Annotated in this window: 13 protein-coding genes; 10 read left to right on the top strand and 3 right to left on the bottom strand. The window is 60.2% G+C overall.

Annotated features, from left to right (window positions below; genetic code table 11):
• Positions 1 to 36: 36 nt before the first annotated feature.
• The 6 genes from H1B37_RS13990 (at position 37) to H1B37_RS13965 (ending at position 9,469) form a co-directional block, all read left to right on the top strand.
• Entirely contained in the window at positions 37 to 648 is a 612-nt protein-coding gene (locus H1B37_RS13990) for a phosphoesterase (protein WP_182867281.1), read from the top strand.
• 15 nt (positions 649 to 663) lie between these two features.
• Entirely contained in the window at positions 664 to 1,833 is a 1,170-nt protein-coding gene (locus H1B37_RS13985; protein ID WP_182867280.1) for a cysteine desulfurase family protein, read from the top strand.
• A 364-nt stretch (positions 1,834 to 2,197) separates the two neighbouring features.
• On the top strand, positions 2,198 to 4,900 hold the full coding sequence (locus tag H1B37_RS13980; RefSeq protein ID WP_182867279.1) for a PVC-type heme-binding CxxCH protein: 2,703 nt from the start codon (positions 2,198 to 2,200) through the stop codon (positions 4,898 to 4,900).
• A 246-nt stretch (positions 4,901 to 5,146) separates the two neighbouring features.
• Positions 5,147 to 7,048, top strand: a complete 1,902-nt coding sequence (locus H1B37_RS13975) for a c-type cytochrome (RefSeq protein ID WP_182867278.1) — start codon at positions 5,147 to 5,149, stop codon at positions 7,046 to 7,048.
• Positions 7,049 to 7,354: 306 nt separating this feature from the next.
• Entirely contained in the window at positions 7,355 to 8,962 is a 1,608-nt protein-coding gene (locus H1B37_RS13970) for a serine/threonine protein kinase (protein ID WP_182867277.1), read from the top strand.
• A gap of 222 nt (positions 8,963 to 9,184) precedes the next feature.
• Positions 9,185 to 9,469 carry a hypothetical protein gene (locus H1B37_RS13965; protein WP_286177739.1) on the top strand — a complete coding sequence of 95 codons (285 nt, stop codon included), beginning with the start codon at positions 9,185 to 9,187 and terminating at the stop codon, positions 9,467 to 9,469.
• Between the two features lie 395 nt (positions 9,470 to 9,864).
• Here the strand turns inward: H1B37_RS13965 and H1B37_RS13960 are convergent, their stop codons facing one another.
• The 3 genes from H1B37_RS13960 to H1B37_RS13950 all read right to left on the bottom strand — a co-directional run bounded on the left by H1B37_RS13960 (position 9,865) and on the right by H1B37_RS13950 (position 13,193).
• Positions 9,865 to 10,995 carry an aldose epimerase family protein gene (locus H1B37_RS13960; protein WP_182867276.1) on the bottom strand — a complete coding sequence of 377 codons (1,131 nt, stop codon included), beginning with the start codon at positions 10,993 to 10,995 and terminating at the stop codon, positions 9,865 to 9,867.
• A 153-nt stretch (positions 10,996 to 11,148) separates the two neighbouring features.
• On the bottom strand, positions 11,149 to 12,192 hold the full coding sequence (locus H1B37_RS13955; RefSeq protein WP_182867275.1) for a galactitol-1-phosphate 5-dehydrogenase: 1,044 nt from the start codon (positions 12,190 to 12,192) through the stop codon (positions 11,149 to 11,151).
• 101 nt (positions 12,193 to 12,293) lie between these two features.
• On the bottom strand, positions 12,294 to 13,193 hold the full coding sequence (locus H1B37_RS13950; RefSeq protein ID WP_353620838.1) for an EamA family transporter: 900 nt from the start codon (positions 13,191 to 13,193) through the stop codon (positions 12,294 to 12,296).
• A gap of 167 nt (positions 13,194 to 13,360) precedes the next feature.
• Here H1B37_RS13950 and H1B37_RS13945 point away from each other — a divergent pair, with 167 nt between their 5' ends.
• The 4 genes from H1B37_RS13945 (at position 13,361) to H1B37_RS13930 (ending at position 16,769) form a co-directional block, all read left to right on the top strand.
• Positions 13,361 to 14,110, top strand: coding sequence for a hypothetical protein (locus H1B37_RS13945; RefSeq protein ID WP_182867274.1), 750 nt, complete (start codon positions 13,361 to 13,363; stop codon positions 14,108 to 14,110).
• Between the two features lie 72 nt (positions 14,111 to 14,182).
• Positions 14,183 to 15,118: a DUF1559 domain-containing protein gene (locus H1B37_RS13940; RefSeq protein ID WP_182867273.1), complete on the top strand. Its 936-nt coding sequence runs from the start codon at positions 14,183 to 14,185 to the stop codon at positions 15,116 to 15,118.
• A complete protein-coding gene (locus H1B37_RS13935; RefSeq protein WP_182867272.1) occupies positions 15,115 to 15,603 on the top strand; it encodes a GNAT family N-acetyltransferase in 489 nt (162 codons plus the stop codon). Before H1B37_RS13940 ends, H1B37_RS13935 begins: the two co-directional genes overlap by 4 nt.
• A complete protein-coding gene (locus H1B37_RS13930) occupies positions 15,600 to 16,769 on the top strand; it encodes an AGE family epimerase/isomerase (RefSeq protein WP_182867271.1) in 1,170 nt (389 codons plus the stop codon). Before H1B37_RS13935 ends, H1B37_RS13930 begins: the two co-directional genes overlap by 4 nt.
• Positions 16,770 to 16,845 lie beyond the last annotated feature (76 nt).

The raw sequence follows: 16,845 nt of genomic DNA, 5'->3' as shown, positions 1-16,845 counted from the left end.
CGTTCCCTCGATCACCTCTGCATTTTTGAACCATTCATGACAACTCACGAAGAACACGTCCTGGTCATCCCCGCATCGGTCATCGACGCGATCGGCGTGATCGACGGCTTTGAATCGGATGTCGATCGATTCTTGGGACCGATCTTGGAAAGCGACCAATTGTCCTATCGGCCTCGCGGGGCGATGGAAGTCGACCCGAGTTTCAAGCAATTGATCCCCTACGTGGTGCTGGAGTGGGCCGACGACGCAGGCCAGCGACACGTGTTCGCCTACACTCGCGGCGGAGGCGGTGGCGAAGAACGGTTGCATGCCAAACGCAGCATCGGGATCGGCGGACACATCAGTCGAGAAGACGCCGCCGATGGCAGCGACGCCTATGCCACCGGCATGCAACGGGAACTCGACGAAGAAATTCGCTTGGAAGCGAGGTACACCGAAACGCGCGAAGGGCTGATCTATGACCCCTCCAACGAAGTCGGACAAGTTCACTTGGGCGTCGTGCATCGATTCGTGCTCGATGCACCCAACGTGACCAGCAATGAAGCCGACCTGGCCGAAGGCGGATTCGTGTCCATCGACCAATTGCGAACCGAACACGATCGGCTGGAAACCTGGAGCCAGCTGGCGCTCGATGCGATGTATGATTGAACGAGCAAACGTACAATGATTTACTTGGACAACCACGCGACGACGCCCTGCGACCCCCGCGTCGCCGAGCAGATGATGCCGTGGTTGGTCGAACACTTCGGCAACCCACACAGCACGTCCCATGAAATGGGGCGTCAGGCGAAATCGGCGATCGACACATCGCTGGGTGTGATCGCGTCACATTTGGGAATCGCCCCGGATTCGGTGTTGATCACCAGCGGGGCGACCGAGAGCAATAATCTGGCGATCGACGGCATTTGTCGCCACCCCCGACAGCGTCGGCGGCATGTCGTGACCAGCACGATCGAACACCCGGCCGTGCTGGACGTGGTGGCCCGATTGGAAAAAGACGGCTTTCGCGTGACACGTATTCCGGTGCATTCCAATGATCATGAACTGGCCGGACAGATCGACCTGGACCAGCTCGCCGCGGCAGTGGACGATGACACCGCGCTGGTTTCGGTGCACTGGGCGAACAACGAAATCGGCGTGATCCAACCGATGGAATCGATCGCCGAAATCGCCCACCGATCCGGAGCACTGTTCCATAGCGACGCGACACAAGCGGTCGGTCGGATTGACGTGGATTTAGGACGCGTGGATGTGGATCTGATCAGCGCGTCGGCGCACAAGTTTTACGGCCCCAAAGGTGTCGGCCTGTTGACGATCGCCGGTGGCATCGCGGGACGCCGTGTCCGATTGAAACCGATCCTCGTCGGCGGCGGCCAACAACGCAACTTGCGCAGCGGAACGATGGCGCCGGCCAATGTCATCGCGATGGGCACCGCGTTGGAGTTGGCCGTGACGGAATCGGCCCAGGTCGCCGAGCGAGTTTCGGCAATGCGATCGCAGCTTTGGAACGGACTGGTCCAGGGCATCGACGGCATCTTTCCCAATGGGCCGCTTCACGAACGGTCGCGTCGTCTGGTCGGCAACCTGAATTGTCGACTGCCGGGGATCGAAGGCGAATCCTGGATGGCGGCCTCAAGCGAAGTCGCCTTCAGCAGCGGTTCGGCCTGCAGCAGCGTCGACGCCAAACCCAGCCACGTGCTGACCGGGTTGGGGCTGAGCGAAAGCGAAGCGCGGCGCAGCGTGCGATTCGGAATCGGCAAATTCAACACGCCCGACCAGATCGACCGCGCGATCGAAGTGTTGGTCGCCGGCTACCGGAGCCTGACCGGATAGTCTCACCGGGCCGGATAGGCGAATGGGCTTCGTCAGGTTTTCTCGGTCACCTGATCGCACACTCGTTTTTCCGGGACCGCCGCAATGGAACGTTCCCACCAATTCAAATTATCTGCGGTCGAGGGACGACTCGCACGCCGAAGAACGATTTGCGTCACCCGAAAACTGTTTTGCGTCGCCGCAGGTGTTCACAGTGTCGCGGTTGTCACAATTCGCGACGGATGATCACTCAATCGGCGTCAGAATCTTGAATACTCCGCGGCGCCGGCGGATTCTTCGCTACCGTCTTGAAGGTCGTCGGCGCATAATGTTCGGCGATTTCCCCTCCAAAATCTTTTCCTACCCACCGAACAACCTACCGACAATGAAATCACCCACCCGGAATGTCTTCCTGGCCGCGTCTGCGCTCTTGGCCGGATTGCTCGTTGCCCCGTTCACGCTCGCGGCGGACCTGAAGCTGCAAAAGGGCGACCACATCTGTCTGGTCGGCAATGCGTTGGGCGAACGGATGCAGGTCCAGAATGAATGGGAGACGCTGTTGCACACGCGTTTTCCTGAACTGGAATTGGTCGTCCGAAACCTGTGTTTTCCCGGCGACGAACCGTACACCCGCATTCGCTCGAAAAACTTCGGCGATCCGACCAGCCATCTGACGCACAGCCAGGCATCGGTCGTGATGTATTTCTTTGGGTACAACGAATCGTTCGCCGGTGAAAAGGGATTGAAGAAATACAAGGCGGACCTGACCAAGCTGGTCAATGAAACTCTGGCGGCGGATTACGGCAAGGGACGTCCGCAAGTCGTCCTGGTGTCGCCGATCGCGTTCGAGGGATCCGACGATCCGAATCTGTCCGACGGCAAACCACAGAACAAGAACCTGGCGTTGTACACCGAGGCGATGTCCGACGTCGCGTCGCAAACCGATGTGGTGTTCGTCGACTTGTTCACACCGACCAAAGCGTTGTTCGAAAAGTCTTCGGAACGATTGACGATCAACGGATTTCATTTGAGCGATCGCGGATACGATGCCTTGGCTCCCATCCTGGATCAGTCGCTGTTCGGCAATGAACTGACCGCGGCGATCAATCCGGATCTGAAAAAGGAAATCGACGACAAGAACTTTCACTGGTTCCATCGCTATCGTGCGGTCAACGGATATTCGATCTATGGTGATCGCGGGCTGGCCGGACAAGACGGAGACCGCAAGTACAACAATCGCGACGTGATGGAGCGTGAACGGGCGATCTTGGACCAGATGACGGCAACCCGCGACGCACGGGTCTGGGCCGTCGCCGCCGGCAAACCGGTCCCTGAAACGATCGATGATTCTCAAACGTTGCCGTTCCTCGAGCCCACCACCAATGTCGGAACGCCGAACGATCGGAATGCCAAGGCCGGAAAACTCGGCTCGCTGGAATACCTGCCGGCGGCCGAACAGATCAAGTTGTTCGATCTGGCCGACGGCTTTGAAATTCAATTGGTCGCCTCGGAAGAACAATTTCCCGAACTGTCCAACCCGGTGGCGCTCAACTTCGACAGCAAGGGCCGGTTGTGGGTCGCGACGATGAAGTCGTACCCGCACTGGAAGCCCAAATCGCCGATGAACGACAAACTGTTGATCTTTGAAGACAACGACGGCGACCATGCCGCCGACGTCTGCAAGGTGTTCGCCGAAAACCTGCACCAACCGACCGGTTTCGAACTCGGCCACGGCGGCGCTTACGTGTCGCGGCAACCCGACATCTGGTTCATCAAGGACAACGACGGCGACGACAAGGCGGACGAGGTGACCCGGCACTTGATCGGATTCGACTCGGCCGATTCACACCACGGCATCGCCGCATTCGAATGGGGCCCCGGCGGCAACCTGTATTTCGAAGAAGGCACGTTTAAGTTTTCCGCCGTCGAATCGCCCTACGGCGTGCGCCGTTTGGCCGAAGCGGGGATTTGGAAATACAACCCGCGGACCGAACGCATGAACGTGCACGCCTCGTTCGCGTTCGCCAATCCTTGGGGATACTGCTACGACAAATGGGGACAAGACTTCATCGGCGATGCCTCACCGGGCAACGCCTACTGGGCCGCACCGATCACCGGGCACGTCGAGTTTCCCAACAAGCACCCCGGCGGATCTCAACATCGACGCGTCGCGGCACTCGCCGGCGGCGATCCCCAATACAAGTTCCCGACGTTCTATCCCAAACGGATTCGACCGTTGGCCGGGTGCGCGATCGTTTCCAGCCGGCATTTCCCCGACGACATGCAAGGCAACTTCCTGGTCACCAACGTGATCGGAGAACGCGCGATTTTGAACCACAAGATCATGCCCGCCGAAAACGGCAGCGGCTTTGTCGGCGAGGAAGTCGAACCGTTGCTGTCGTGTCGTGACGGCAACTTCCGACCGGTCGATGTTCAATTCGCCCCCGACGGTTCGCTGTACGTCGTCGACTGGCACAACGCCTTGATCGGCCACCTGCAACACAACTTGCGTGACCCCAGCCGAGATCATTCCCACGGTCGAATCTGGCGGGTCACTCGCAAGGATCGACCGCTGTTGGAACCGGCAAAAATCGATGGCGCACCGATCGCCGAATTGTTGGAGTTGCTGAAGTCGCCCGAAGACCGCACCCGCTATCGCGCACGACGCGAATTGGCCGCACGTGACAGCGACCGCGTCTTGAAGGGCCTGGAGACCTGGGTCGCCGGACTGGATCCGTCCGACCCCAACGTCGAACACCAGCAAATGGAAGCGTTGTGGATGTACCAAACCCACAACCGTGTCCGCACCGATCTGCTGGACAAATTGTTGGCGTCGGAAAACTATCGGGCACGTGCGGCCTGTGTGCGGCTGACGTCACACATGATGCACGCGATCCCCGATCACGCCGATCGGTTCGCCAAGGCCGTCCACGATGAACATCCGACGGTCCGCTTGGAAGCCGTGCGCGCGATCAGTTTCCTTGAAGGAGACGACGCGATCGAAATGGCCCTCGGTGTCCTGGAATACGAAATGGACGACTACCTGCAGTACACGCTGGATGAAACCATGCGTCAGCTGGAACAGTAGGAATTGGGCCTCCGTCCGACAACGGACGTCAGTTTTTCTACTCGGGCAACCCTCGCCCCGCTTCGGGGAGAGGGGCCGGGGGCGAGGAGAAAACCGAAGCGCGCGCCGGAGCGATAGTTTTCCGCAATTCCGCAAACTGAGTCCCCCTCATCCCCAGTCCTTCTCCCCCGCAACGCCGGGGGAGAAGGGAGCCAGGATAAAGAAAACAACACCACCTCCCATCACCTCCACCCCGCCATTGAATCCATGCGTTTGCTGATACGCCTGTTGTGCATCGTCGTCTTGGTCGAGACCGCCTTTGTCGCACCTTGTCCCGCACAGGGGCCCACACCGCCGAAAATCTTTCTGGATAAATCACCGCGGATCGTCGCCTATCAATTGGGACGATTGGATGACGAACGTCTGTTGCTCGTCCCCCGGTCCACCGACGATGCGAAGTACATTCCGGTTTACGAAGCCATCGTGGGACGCCCGGCAATGGCGGCGGGGATTCGTGAAGAAGCCTTTGCGACACTCGCCGAATTGAAAGACAGTTCGGTTGCGGCAGAAATGCTGGCGACCATCTCCGATTCAAAGATGGACAATCCGGACGCCAAACGGTTAGTCGATCTGTTGACCGGATTGATGCTGAAGCGCCCCGCGGCCGAACTGACCGCGCTCAAGCCTCAACTCTCCGAGATCGCCAGCGATGAAGATGACGGCACGCTGCGTTCGATCGCGATGGCGGGGTTGATCGCCGCCGACGATGCCGCTGCGGCTCGGTCGATCGCCGATTCGGATCCCGAGGCCACGGTCGCGTTGCTCGACGCGATCCGGCGACTGCCCGGAAAAAAACGCAAGGTCACTCAGCGTGACGTTGCGGTTGACGCATTCGAAACTCCGGCCTCACCGGAAATCAAACTCGCCGCGATCGATGCCTTGTCACGGATTCCGGCGGATCAATCGGACACCTACCAGCGACTGATCACGCTGGTCGATGATCCGCAATTGCGAATCGCCGCCAGCCGCGGGCTGATGCGTTTGCCCGCGGGAGTCTTCCAGCGTGAAAGTTCGCTCGACGCGGCGAAGTCCTTGGTCGCATTTGCCGAAGCGACGCCGGCGGCCCAGCGGACCACCGATGCGTTCATCGATGCGATGCAGTTGGTCGATCGGCTGATGACCAAGATCCCGGCAAAGGAGGCCCGGTCGTTGCGGGCGCGGCTTCGCGAAGTCACCGTGCGAGTGGTCAAGATCGGGACGGTGGAAGAGGAGATGCGTTACGACGTCCCGTACTTCGCCGTCGAAGCCGGCCGGCCGGTTCAGATTCTGCTGGAGAATCACGACCTGATGCCGCACAACCTGGTGATCACTCAACCCGGCGCACTCAAGGGAGTCGCCATGGCCGGGCTGGCCGCCGGACCCGAGGGTACCGGCGGACTGCCTTATGTCCCCGATTCGCCCAACGTGATCGCGGCAAGCGAGATGGTTGCGCCAGACAAGTCGGCACGCATCACGTTGACGGCCCCTTCGACGCCGGGCGAGTACCCGTATGTGTGCACGTTTCCCCAGCACTGGTACCGGATGTACGGGGTGATGGTGGTCGTCGAGGACCTGGATGCGTGGAACCAGAATCCGGTCCAACCGTCCGACCCGCTCGGCAATACCCGGTCCTTCGTCCAAGCGTGGACGCTGGAAGATTTTGCGGGCGACTTTGAAAACGATCTTCGCGACCGCACGCCCTCGGTCGGAGAGAAGGTCTTTAACGAAGCGTCGTGTGTGGGATGCCACAAGATCAACAACGTCGGCGGCGCGGTCGGCCCCGAATTGACTGACACGTACACGAAGTGGAAGGCCGATCACATGGCGATCCTCCGCGAGATCCTGGTCCCGTCGCACAAGATCGACAGCAAGTATGCGATGCAGGTCATCCTGACCACGGATGGCAAAACGATGTCGGGTATCGTGGTCGACGAGAACGACGATACCGTCGCGTTGCTGACCAACCCCGAAGCAAAGGAGCCGGTGATTATCCTGCAAGACGACATCGAAGTCATCAAACGCAGTGCGACATCGATGATGCCCAAAGCGTTGATGGACCAGTACACCAAAGAAGAAGTGCTGGACCTGATGGCGTACCTGAAATCCGTCGCCCAGGCCGCGGCGAAGTAGCAGGCCGTTGTATGACAACTATCGGTAGCGGAAGCCGCCGAGGCTTTCGCCCCCCGCTATTCGTAGCGGAAGCCGCCGAGGCTTTCGCCCCCCGCTATTCGTAGCGGAAGCCGCGGAGGCTTTCGCCCCCCGCTATTCGTAGCGGAAGCCGCGAAGGCTTTCGCCCCCCGCTATTCGTAGCGGAAGCCGCGGAGGCTTTCGGCCTCCGCGGCTTTGCCGACGGTAAGCGAAACTCTTGGCGAGTTCCGCTACGCTTGGACCAGATCTCGGCATCGCGACGTCACGGTGATCGGTTATAGTTGACCAATGGCCACCGACAAATCCGATGCGAACGAAACCCCCGTCGAAGACGACGACGTCCTGGACGAGATCCTTGCGGACTACCTGCAACGTCTCGAAACCGGCGAGTCGCCCGATCCGGCGGACTATCTGGCGCGCTATCCAGAACACGCCGACGAGTTGTGCAGTTTCTTTCGGAACCACCACTGGATGGGAGAGGCCCCGGCGCCACAAATCGTCTCGCTGTGCGGCCAGGAGATCGGGTCATATCGAATCGAATCCGAGATCGCGCGGGGCGGGATGGGGGTCGTCTACCGCGCCCGACAAACGGGGCTCGACCGCTGCGTCGCCGTCAAATTGATCAGCAGCGGTGTCCTGGCCAGCGAAGAAGAACGCAAGCGGTTTCGCATGGAAGCCGAGTCGGCGGCCCAGCTGGATCACCCCGGAATCATCTCCATTCATGAAATCGGGACCTGGAACGGCCACGAATACTTTTCGATGACACTGGTCGACGGGCCGACGCTGCAACAATCGGTCGACGATCAATCGCTGGGCGACACCCGAGCGGCGGAAATGGTGCGCGACATCGCACGGGCGGTCGCTTATGCCCATCGCGCCGGCATCGTCCATCGCGACCTGAAACCGGACAACATCTTGATCAACCAGGACGGGCGTCCGTTGGTGGCCGATTTCGGATTGGCCAAGTGGAGTCAAAAGGGGACGATGCTGACGCGGACCGGGCAAGTGCTGGGCACGCCCAACTACATGAGCCCCGAACAGGCGGCCGGTCGCGCGGGATCGGGGGTGGCGTCGGACGTCTATTCACTCGGCGCCGTCCTGTACGCGCTGATCACCGGCGTGCCGCCACACGAAGGCTCCAACCCGGCCGAAGTGATCCGCAGCGTGTTGCAAGACGAGCCGAGTTTGCCGCGAAGCTATCGTCCACAACTCTCTCGGGACCTGGAAAATGTCTGTCTGAAGGCGATCCGCTATGAACCGGAATGTCGTTATCAAACCGCCGACGAACTGGCCGACGATCTCGACCGTTACCTCGCCGGCGACACGATCAAGGCGGCCGGCAGCGGATTGATCGAACGCGTGGCCCGCGAAATCGGTCGCGACCAGCACCAAGACCATTTCTTGCGCTGGCACGGGACGCTGCTGTTGCTGGGCGTGATCATTTTCGTCACCCACATGTTGATCTTTGTCTTGCTGCAGATGCAGTTTCCGCCTTCGATCGCGTATTGGATCCCGCGGCTGACGATGTTCGCGCTGATCATCGGAACCATTTATCACGCCCGCGACGGATCGTTGTCCCCGCGGAGCATCGCCGAACGCCCGGTCTGGTCGATCTGGTTGGGCTACCTGAGTGCGTTGGCGGTCGTCAATATCCTGTTGGTCATCGGCGGCATCAATCAAACCGCACTGTTTCCGCTCGCATCGGCACTCAGCGGGTTCGCCTTTGTCGCCATGGCCGGTCACATTTGGGGCGGTTCGGCGCTTGCGGGCATCGCGTTTTTCCTGGTCGCCCCGTTGATGGCTTGGTGGCCGCAGATTGCCCCGCTGCTGTTCGGGACGATGTACTTGGTGTCGATCCTGGCGATTAGCCAGCATTATCGTCGCCGCGCCAAATGAATTCCTCTACCGCCGCGGCGGCAGAAACGTGTAGGCTGGCGCGATTGTTAAGCGGCGGGACAACGTCATCGGGCATCGCAAACATTGTGCGTGTGCGTTCAAACCTAGCTACCTTCGCCAGAAGGCGGCCCCCCATGTATTCCACGCTCTGGCGAGCGTAGCGACGTCAACATTTCAGCTTCCGGTCGGGCCAGGATGAAATCGAAACAGCGAGATCGAACCATGGACGTGCAATCCCAGCGACGCCGTTCTTTCGCGCGGACCGCCTTGGTCGCGATGGCGATAACAGGGATCACCGGGTGCCAAAGCCTGGTCCAGCGGGGCTGGATCGCGCCGCCGGGGCCGATGAATTACCAGCAGGCCAACGCGGTCGTGCATGACCCGTTCCCCCAGGCCGATATCGGCCCGGACGACAAATCCATTCGCCCGCCCGATTACCAGAATCCCTTGTCGCTGCCGGTGCGGAACCAGATGAAGAATCAGGTCACGCCGTGGTTGGGGCCGTAGCGAGCGGGAAACCCTCCCCGGCAGAGCTCGTGCGGTTTTTAACCTCTGGTTAAACAGCCGTTTGCGCCTTCACCCACCCTCTGGGAGGGTCGCGGAGGAGTGAGCGACGACGCGGGGAGGGTCCATCGTGGCTCGGATCCACTCAAACACCGCGATTCGCCCCTCCCCTCGCTGCGCTCGACCCTCCCTGCCAGGGAGGGTAAATCCCAAAAACCGCACGACCTCGGCGGGGAGGGTGGAATACTTGGTTGATGGCTCCATCTCCTTAACTTGATGCCGATGGGGTTTTCGGTGGATCCTGGACCTGGGGTTACGCCCGGCTCGGTAGTTGATCGCCTTTGGCGAACCGAGCCTGGGAACGAGTCGCTTCATGACGTTTCGCGATGACGTGTCCGCTACCGAGTCGTAAACTTGAACACCGTCTTGGTTTCGTATTCGTCGTCTGGTTCGAGGATAGTCGACGGAAACGTGGGCTGATTGGGGCTGTCGGGATAGTGTTGGGTTTCCAAACAAAACCCGCCGCGGTGGACGTATTTCTTTCCCGACTTGCCGGTCAGCCGGCCGTCCAGGAAGTTCCCGCTGTAGAACTGGATCCCCGGTTCGGTGGTCGAAATTTCTAGCACGCGGCCGCTGGTGGGTTCATAGACCGTGGCGGCCAAAGTCATCTCGCCGGTTTGACCGCCCTTGTCCAACACCCAGTTGTGGTCATAACCGCCGCCGAATTTCAGTTGTTCGTTGTCCGCGGCGATATCGCGGCCGATCGGTTTTGCGGTCGTGAAATCAAACGGCGTTCCCTGGACGGCCGGGGTCTTGCCGGTCGGGATCAACGTTTCATCAACAGGCGTGTACCGTCTGGCATTGATCATCAACTCGTGTTCCAGAATCGTTCCTTCGCCTTCGCCCTTGAGATTAAAGTAGGTGTGCTGGGTCAAGTTAATCGGCGTCGCCTTGTCGGTGGTGGCAAAGTAATCGACTTCGATCGCATTGTCATCGGTCAACCGATAGGTCACCGAACAATTCAGGTTGCCCGGGTAGCCTTCTTCGCCGTCTTTGGCCAAGTAGGACAGCGTCACCGCGTTGGCTTCGTCGTCGACCTTGCCGTCCCAGATGACTTTGTCAAATCCGATAATCCCGCCATGCAAGCTGTTCGGCGGGTTGTTGATCGCCAGGGTGTACTCCTGGTCGTCGATGGTGAATTTGCCCTTGGCGATCCGATTCCCATAACGCCCCACGACGGCACCGAAGTATGGTTTGTCGACGGCGTTGGTGTAGCTGGCGATGTCGTTGTAGCCGAGTGCGACGTCGGCCATCTTGCCGTCGCGATCCGGGACGACGATCGACATGATGATCGCACCATAATTGGTGACCCGAACCGTCATGCCGCTGTCGTTCTTGAGCGTGTAGATCTGGATGTCGTCCGCCGTTTCGATTTCCACCGCGTCGGCTGACGAAGACCAGAACGGGGCGACCGTCAGGGCGAGACAAACGCAAACACACGGCCAGGAGAGTGCGAAAAGGGGTTTCATGATGGGGCTATGAAATAAGGGGAGGGAATGAAAAGGAGGGAAAGGAATAAGTTGACCGTGGCCTCGGGATGACCACGGATTGAGGAGACGATGACTGGGGGCGATCACTTCTGGTTGCAGCGACCGGCGACAATCATGCTCGCCGAGTGGGGGTCAGGCCGACACGCCGGGTTGGATGACCACCTTCATCGCCCCTTTCTCGCCGGCATACAAACGCGAGAACCACTCGGGGCCTTCCTCAAGTGTCGCGGTTGCCGTGATCAACGGTTCGACTTTGATCGCGCCGCTGCGCATCAATTCGATACACGCAGGGTACTCACCGCAGGACGCGCATGTGCCAAAAACGTTCAATTCTCGGGTCACGATTGCTTGCAGGGGCACTTCGACGCGGGGTGCCAGGTTGCCGACCAACGTGATCGAACCGCCTTTGCGAAGGCTCGCGATCGCGGTGTCGATCGTCGCGGTCGCCCCGACGACTTCCAACGCCACATCGGCTCCACGACCGCCGGTCAGTTTCCGCACCTCTTCGGCGACGTCGACTTGATCCGCCTTCAAGGCGACGTCGGCGCCCAGTTCCAGCGCCGCGTCCAACCGATCCTGGTCCAGGTCCACCGCGATGACTTTGGCGCAACCGGCCAACCGGATCGCTTGGATGGTCAGCAAACCGATCATCCCGCTGCCGACGACGACGGCCGTGTCGCCCAGCTGGACCGGAGTCCGGTTCGCCGCGTGCACCGCGACCGAAACCGCTTCGATCAACGCGGCGTGTTCGAACGGCATTTCCTCGGGCAGCTTGTAACAGATGTGTTGCGGCACCGAGACCAGTTCGGCGAACGCGCCATGCCGACGGTACTCGCCACAGGAAACGCCCAGGACGGTTCGATTGTCGCACAGGTTGATCTCGCCGCGGCGGCAATGGAAACAATCGCCACAGGAGACCGTCGAATCGAACGTGACGTGATCACCGACGGCAAACCCGTTCACTTCGCTGCCGACTTCCGCAACGATCCCCGAAGCTTCGTGCCCCATCACCAACGGCGGGATCCGTCGTCCGCTGCTGCCGTCGTACCCATGGATGTCGCTGCCGCAAATGCCGCACGCCTTCACTTGGACCAGCAAGTCTTTCGGCCCCACCGTCGGGTTGTCGACTTCGGTGACTTCCAGGTGTTTGTATTCCGTCAGCAGCATCGCTTTCATGCGTCCAGCTCTCTCGCAGGGGGGTAAATGAGGTTCGCACCGTAAGCGTAAAAGATAACCGATGAAACGCAATGAGATGTATCACCGGTGATTTGCGAGCCTTAACCAAACAGGATCGCGATCACGACCGAAATTGTGATCAAAAGAGCGCCCGCCAGGCGTAGAATCATCGTTTTTCCCGACAAATCCGCCTCGCTGCCGCCCCAGATCAGCGCCGTCGCCCAGGCCAACAGCACGCCCCAAATGCCCCGCATCGAATACACCACGTTCACCCGCGGGGCATCGCCGAAGGCGGACAGCGTGAACACGATGCAAATCGCTTGCAACGCGATCAGCAATCCGCCGACCAACAGCGACCGTCGGACGGCAGGCAACGCAAATTTATCCCGCTGGAATCCGACCAAAAAAACCGTCGAGTAGGCGGCGACGAACCAAAACATGATCGGCAAAAAACGGCCGGACGTCCACGCCGCGGTCGGGGACGAGCAGAACCGCTGGACCAGCACGTCAAAAATCGAAAATGACGTGCTGGCGGCCATCGCGCTCAGGATCGTGTACCCGATCCGGCCATGCGTACCCGCCCCGGTCCACTGGACCAATGCGATTCCGACCGTTGCCAACGTCGCCGCCAACCAAATCGCCGCCGGCAAACTTTGGCCACCGATGACCGTTGCCAGGATCGCCACCAGCAAGACTTTCACGCCGAACAGCGGAGCGGCGATCGAGACATCACCGTGCGTGATCGCGAAAAACGTTCCCATCTGACCGCTGATGTAAAACACCGCCACCAGCGCGGGCTGCCACAGCAACCACGGCTGGACCGGATCGCTGTCAAGCAACCAGAACCCCGAGAACAGCGTCGCGGCCCACAGATTGGCCACCAACGACACCGTCCATGGATTGGCCCCCTCCAGCGTCGCACGCTTCAAAAAAATCAGCCCGCAAGCAAACAAGATGCTCGCGGCCAGCGGCAACAGCAGGTGAATCGAATCGTCAAGCACGGCGGGATGGAAACGGAAAGAGAGACGGGTGCGGCGAGGGCAGATGCACCAATGCCATCTGGCGACGGTAGCCTAGCGAACTTGTGATACCAGGGAAGTGGCCGGCGTCGGGCGATCGACCGCAACACCCTCGTCCATGGCTCTTTATTCAGGTGTACAATCCGTACATGCACCGCCTGCCCGTCATGACCGCGCGAATCACCACGGCACCGACCACCATCTTGGCAAGCGTTTGGGCGATCACCGCATTCGGCATCGTCGGCTGCGGTCTGGTCGGCTGCGGTCTGGTCGGTTGCGGCCGGCCGCCGGCCCCCGAACCGACCGTTATCACCGACACCGGATCGGATTTGCGGCATGACCACAAACATTTTCATGGCGATCCGCACCGCCATGACCACGACCACGAGGGGACGTTTCAGGGAGCCCACTCGCACCCGCATGCCCACGCCCATCGGCACCCGCCGGCCCCCCACGGCGGCCTGATCGTCAGCCTGCGGTTGACCGGCCAGCAGCGTGAGCCTTCCGGCCAGTCGTCGTCCGGCCAGTCGTCGTCCGTGCCGTTAGCGCCGCGAATGCCACCGCGGCCGCACCTCGAGATCGTAACGGGGTTGCCGGAGCGGCTGACGTTTTATTTTCTGGCCGAATCCGAAGACGGCCGGTGGGATCGCTGGGACGTCGGCCCGTCGCCGACCGTCGCTTTCACCGCGGCCGCCACGGCACGAAGTTTGGAATTGACCCGCGCCGCCGACCAAGACGGCTACATCGCACCGCTGGGGCCAGAGCTGCAAGCGTTGTTGACGGGCGCCGCGTCGGAGATTCGGCTGACCGATTGGGTGATCCATGCCGCGGGCCGATCGTTTGACATTTCGGGCAAGCTTGTTTTCGGGCAGGGTGAACTGGACGTCGTTCTAGACTAACCTGTTGCCGCCACGGAGAAACGTTCCCCTGCGGTCTCGTTTCCCATCGTCCCTGCTCGCGATTGAACCATCATGCCCCAGCCCTCGCCCCGTCGATCCGCGTTTACCCTCGTCGAACTGCTGGTCGTGATCGCGATCATCGGAATCCTGGTCGGATTGCTGCTGCCGGCGGTCCAAGCGGCTCGGGAAGCGGCCCGGCGGATGTCGTGTCAGAATAACTTAAAACAACTTGCGCTCGGGCTTCACAATTACGAGTCGACCTTTAAAGTTTTTCCCTCGGGTTACTTGCACAAGCCCGGCCCCCGCGGCACGGCGATGGAGCCGGCCAATCACATGGGCTTGGCTTGGGGCGCGGCGATGTTGCCCCAATTGGAACAGAGTCAGGTGGCGATCCTGTTCGATTACAACCGTCCGATGTGGGTCCCGGAGAACCTAAAGGCCCGCGAGATTCCGTTGGAGGTATTCTTGTGCCCCAGCGATACCTATTCGGCCGACGCCTTCGTGATTCGCGACGACACCTCCGACCCGGTCGAACGCTACTCGGCAGCCAGTTACGCTGCTAACTGGGGGCCCGCGGACGCATCGACCAACCTGGATGACACTCCGACGGCCAGCCGCGGCGTATTCTATCGCAACAGCCGCACCCGCGTTTCGGCGATCATCGACGGACTGTCCAACACCCTGGCCTTTGGCGAACGTCACAACGGACCGATTCCGATGAGCCAAACGACCGCCGGCGGGCACAGCGCATTTGAAAACGTCTGGAGTGCGGCGATTCGTGACATCGACGAATTGGACGACGATCACGGCCACATGGTGCTGTTTGAAACCCAGTTCCGTCCGAACCAAAAAGACGGTGACGACAAGGGGCTGGCCGCACCGCACGTCGGTCTCTGTCAATTTGCATTGTGTGACGGTTCGGTCCGCGCGATCACCGAACACATCGACGCGGAACTCTACGATGCCCTGGCCACACGTCACGGCAACGAGGTCGTCGAAGACTATTGATCCGACTCGCCGAGGAATCCGACGCCGCTCGAATCAGTGAAATCTACAATCACTACGTGCGGACATCGACGTGTACATTTCATCTGGATCCGGAATCCGTCGACGATCGACTGGACTGGCTGCGGGCACACGACGATCGACATCCCGTGACGGTCGATTGTGTTTCGGGCAAGGTCGTCGGTTGGGCCTCGTTGACTCAGTGGCATCCACGTCCGGCCTACAGCGAAACCGCCGAGGTGTCGTTCTACCTGGACCACCGCTATCATCGACGTGGCATCGGACGATCGCTGTTGACGGACCTGATCGATCGAGCGTCATCGCTCGGTTTTCATGTCTTGATCGGCGGCGTTTGCACCGAACATGTCGGCAGCATGGAGTTGCAAAAGTCGCTCGGTTTTCGCGAGGTCGCCCGGTTCACCGAGGTCGGACGCAAATTCGATCGCTGGCTGGATGTCGCGTACTTTCAACTGACGCTCAACGAATGACACCGACGCGGATCCGATCGCTTCTTGACACCTATCGCGACGGGCTGCTGAAGGACACACTGCCGTTCTGGATTCGGCACGCTGTCGATCACCAGCACGGCGGATTCATCACGTCGCTCGATCAAGACGGCACCGTCATCGACACCGACAAGGGACTCTGGCAACAAGGCCGTTTCACCTGGCTGCTGGGTGAACTTTACAACCACGTCCAGCCTCGCCAAGAGTGGTTGGACCTGGCGATTGCCGGCGCCGACTTCATCGAAAAACATGGATTCGATCCCGACGACGGCCGCATGTGGTTTCACGTCACTCATGACGGCCGACCGATTCGAAAACGACGCTATGCGTTCAGCGAAAGCTTCGCGGCGATCGCCTTTGGTGAATTATTTAAAGCCACCGGGCGACCTCATTACGCCGACCTGGCACGACGACTGTTCCGGCAGTTCATCGACCACAACTTGGATCCGATGCACACCCCGCAAAAGTTCACCGACACGCGGCCGACCCGAGGACTGGCGTTCCCGATGATCACCATCGCGACGGCTCAGGAGTTACGCGATTCGATCGACTTGGCGGAGGCCCAAACGTGGATCGATCGCAGCATCGAAACGATTCGCCGATTCCACACCAAACCCGATCTGGAGGCCGTGATGGAAACCGTCGGCCCCGAAGGCGAAATCCATGACCACTTTGACGGCCGAACGTTGACGCCCGGACACGCGATCGAGGGTGCTTGGTTCATCATGTGGGAAGGGAAACAACGCAGCGATCCGCAACTCGTCCGTCTGGGATGCCAGATGTTGGATTGGAGTTGGCAGCGGGGTTGGGACAACGAACACGGCGGAATCCTGTATTTCGTCGATCTGCGAGGCTTGCCGGTCCAGGAGTATTGGCATGACATGAAGTTCTGGTGGCCGCAGAACGAGACGATCATCGCGACCCTGTTGGCGTATCAATTGACCGGCGACGAAAAGTACGCGACCTGGCATCAGCAGATCCATGACTGGGCCTACGCACACTTTCCCGATCAACAGCACGGCGAATGGTTCGGTTACCTGCACCGCGACGGCAGCCTCAGCTCACGGTTGAAAGGCAACCTTTGGAAAGGCCCGTTTCATCTGCCAAGGATGCAGCTGATGTGCTGGCGAATCCTGAGCGAGATGTGAATGGGAGAGGATGACTGGTCGTCTCTGTCAGCTTGGTTTTTTGGTAGTGGACGAGGCGACGAGTCCTTTCGGAATG

Origin of the sequence: Stieleria mannarensis (assembly GCF_014154935.1) — a bacterium.
GTDB lineage: Bacteria > Planctomycetota > Planctomycetia > Pirellulales > Pirellulaceae > Stieleria > Stieleria mannarensis.
This window is presented reverse-complemented; position numbering and strand designations above follow the sequence as displayed.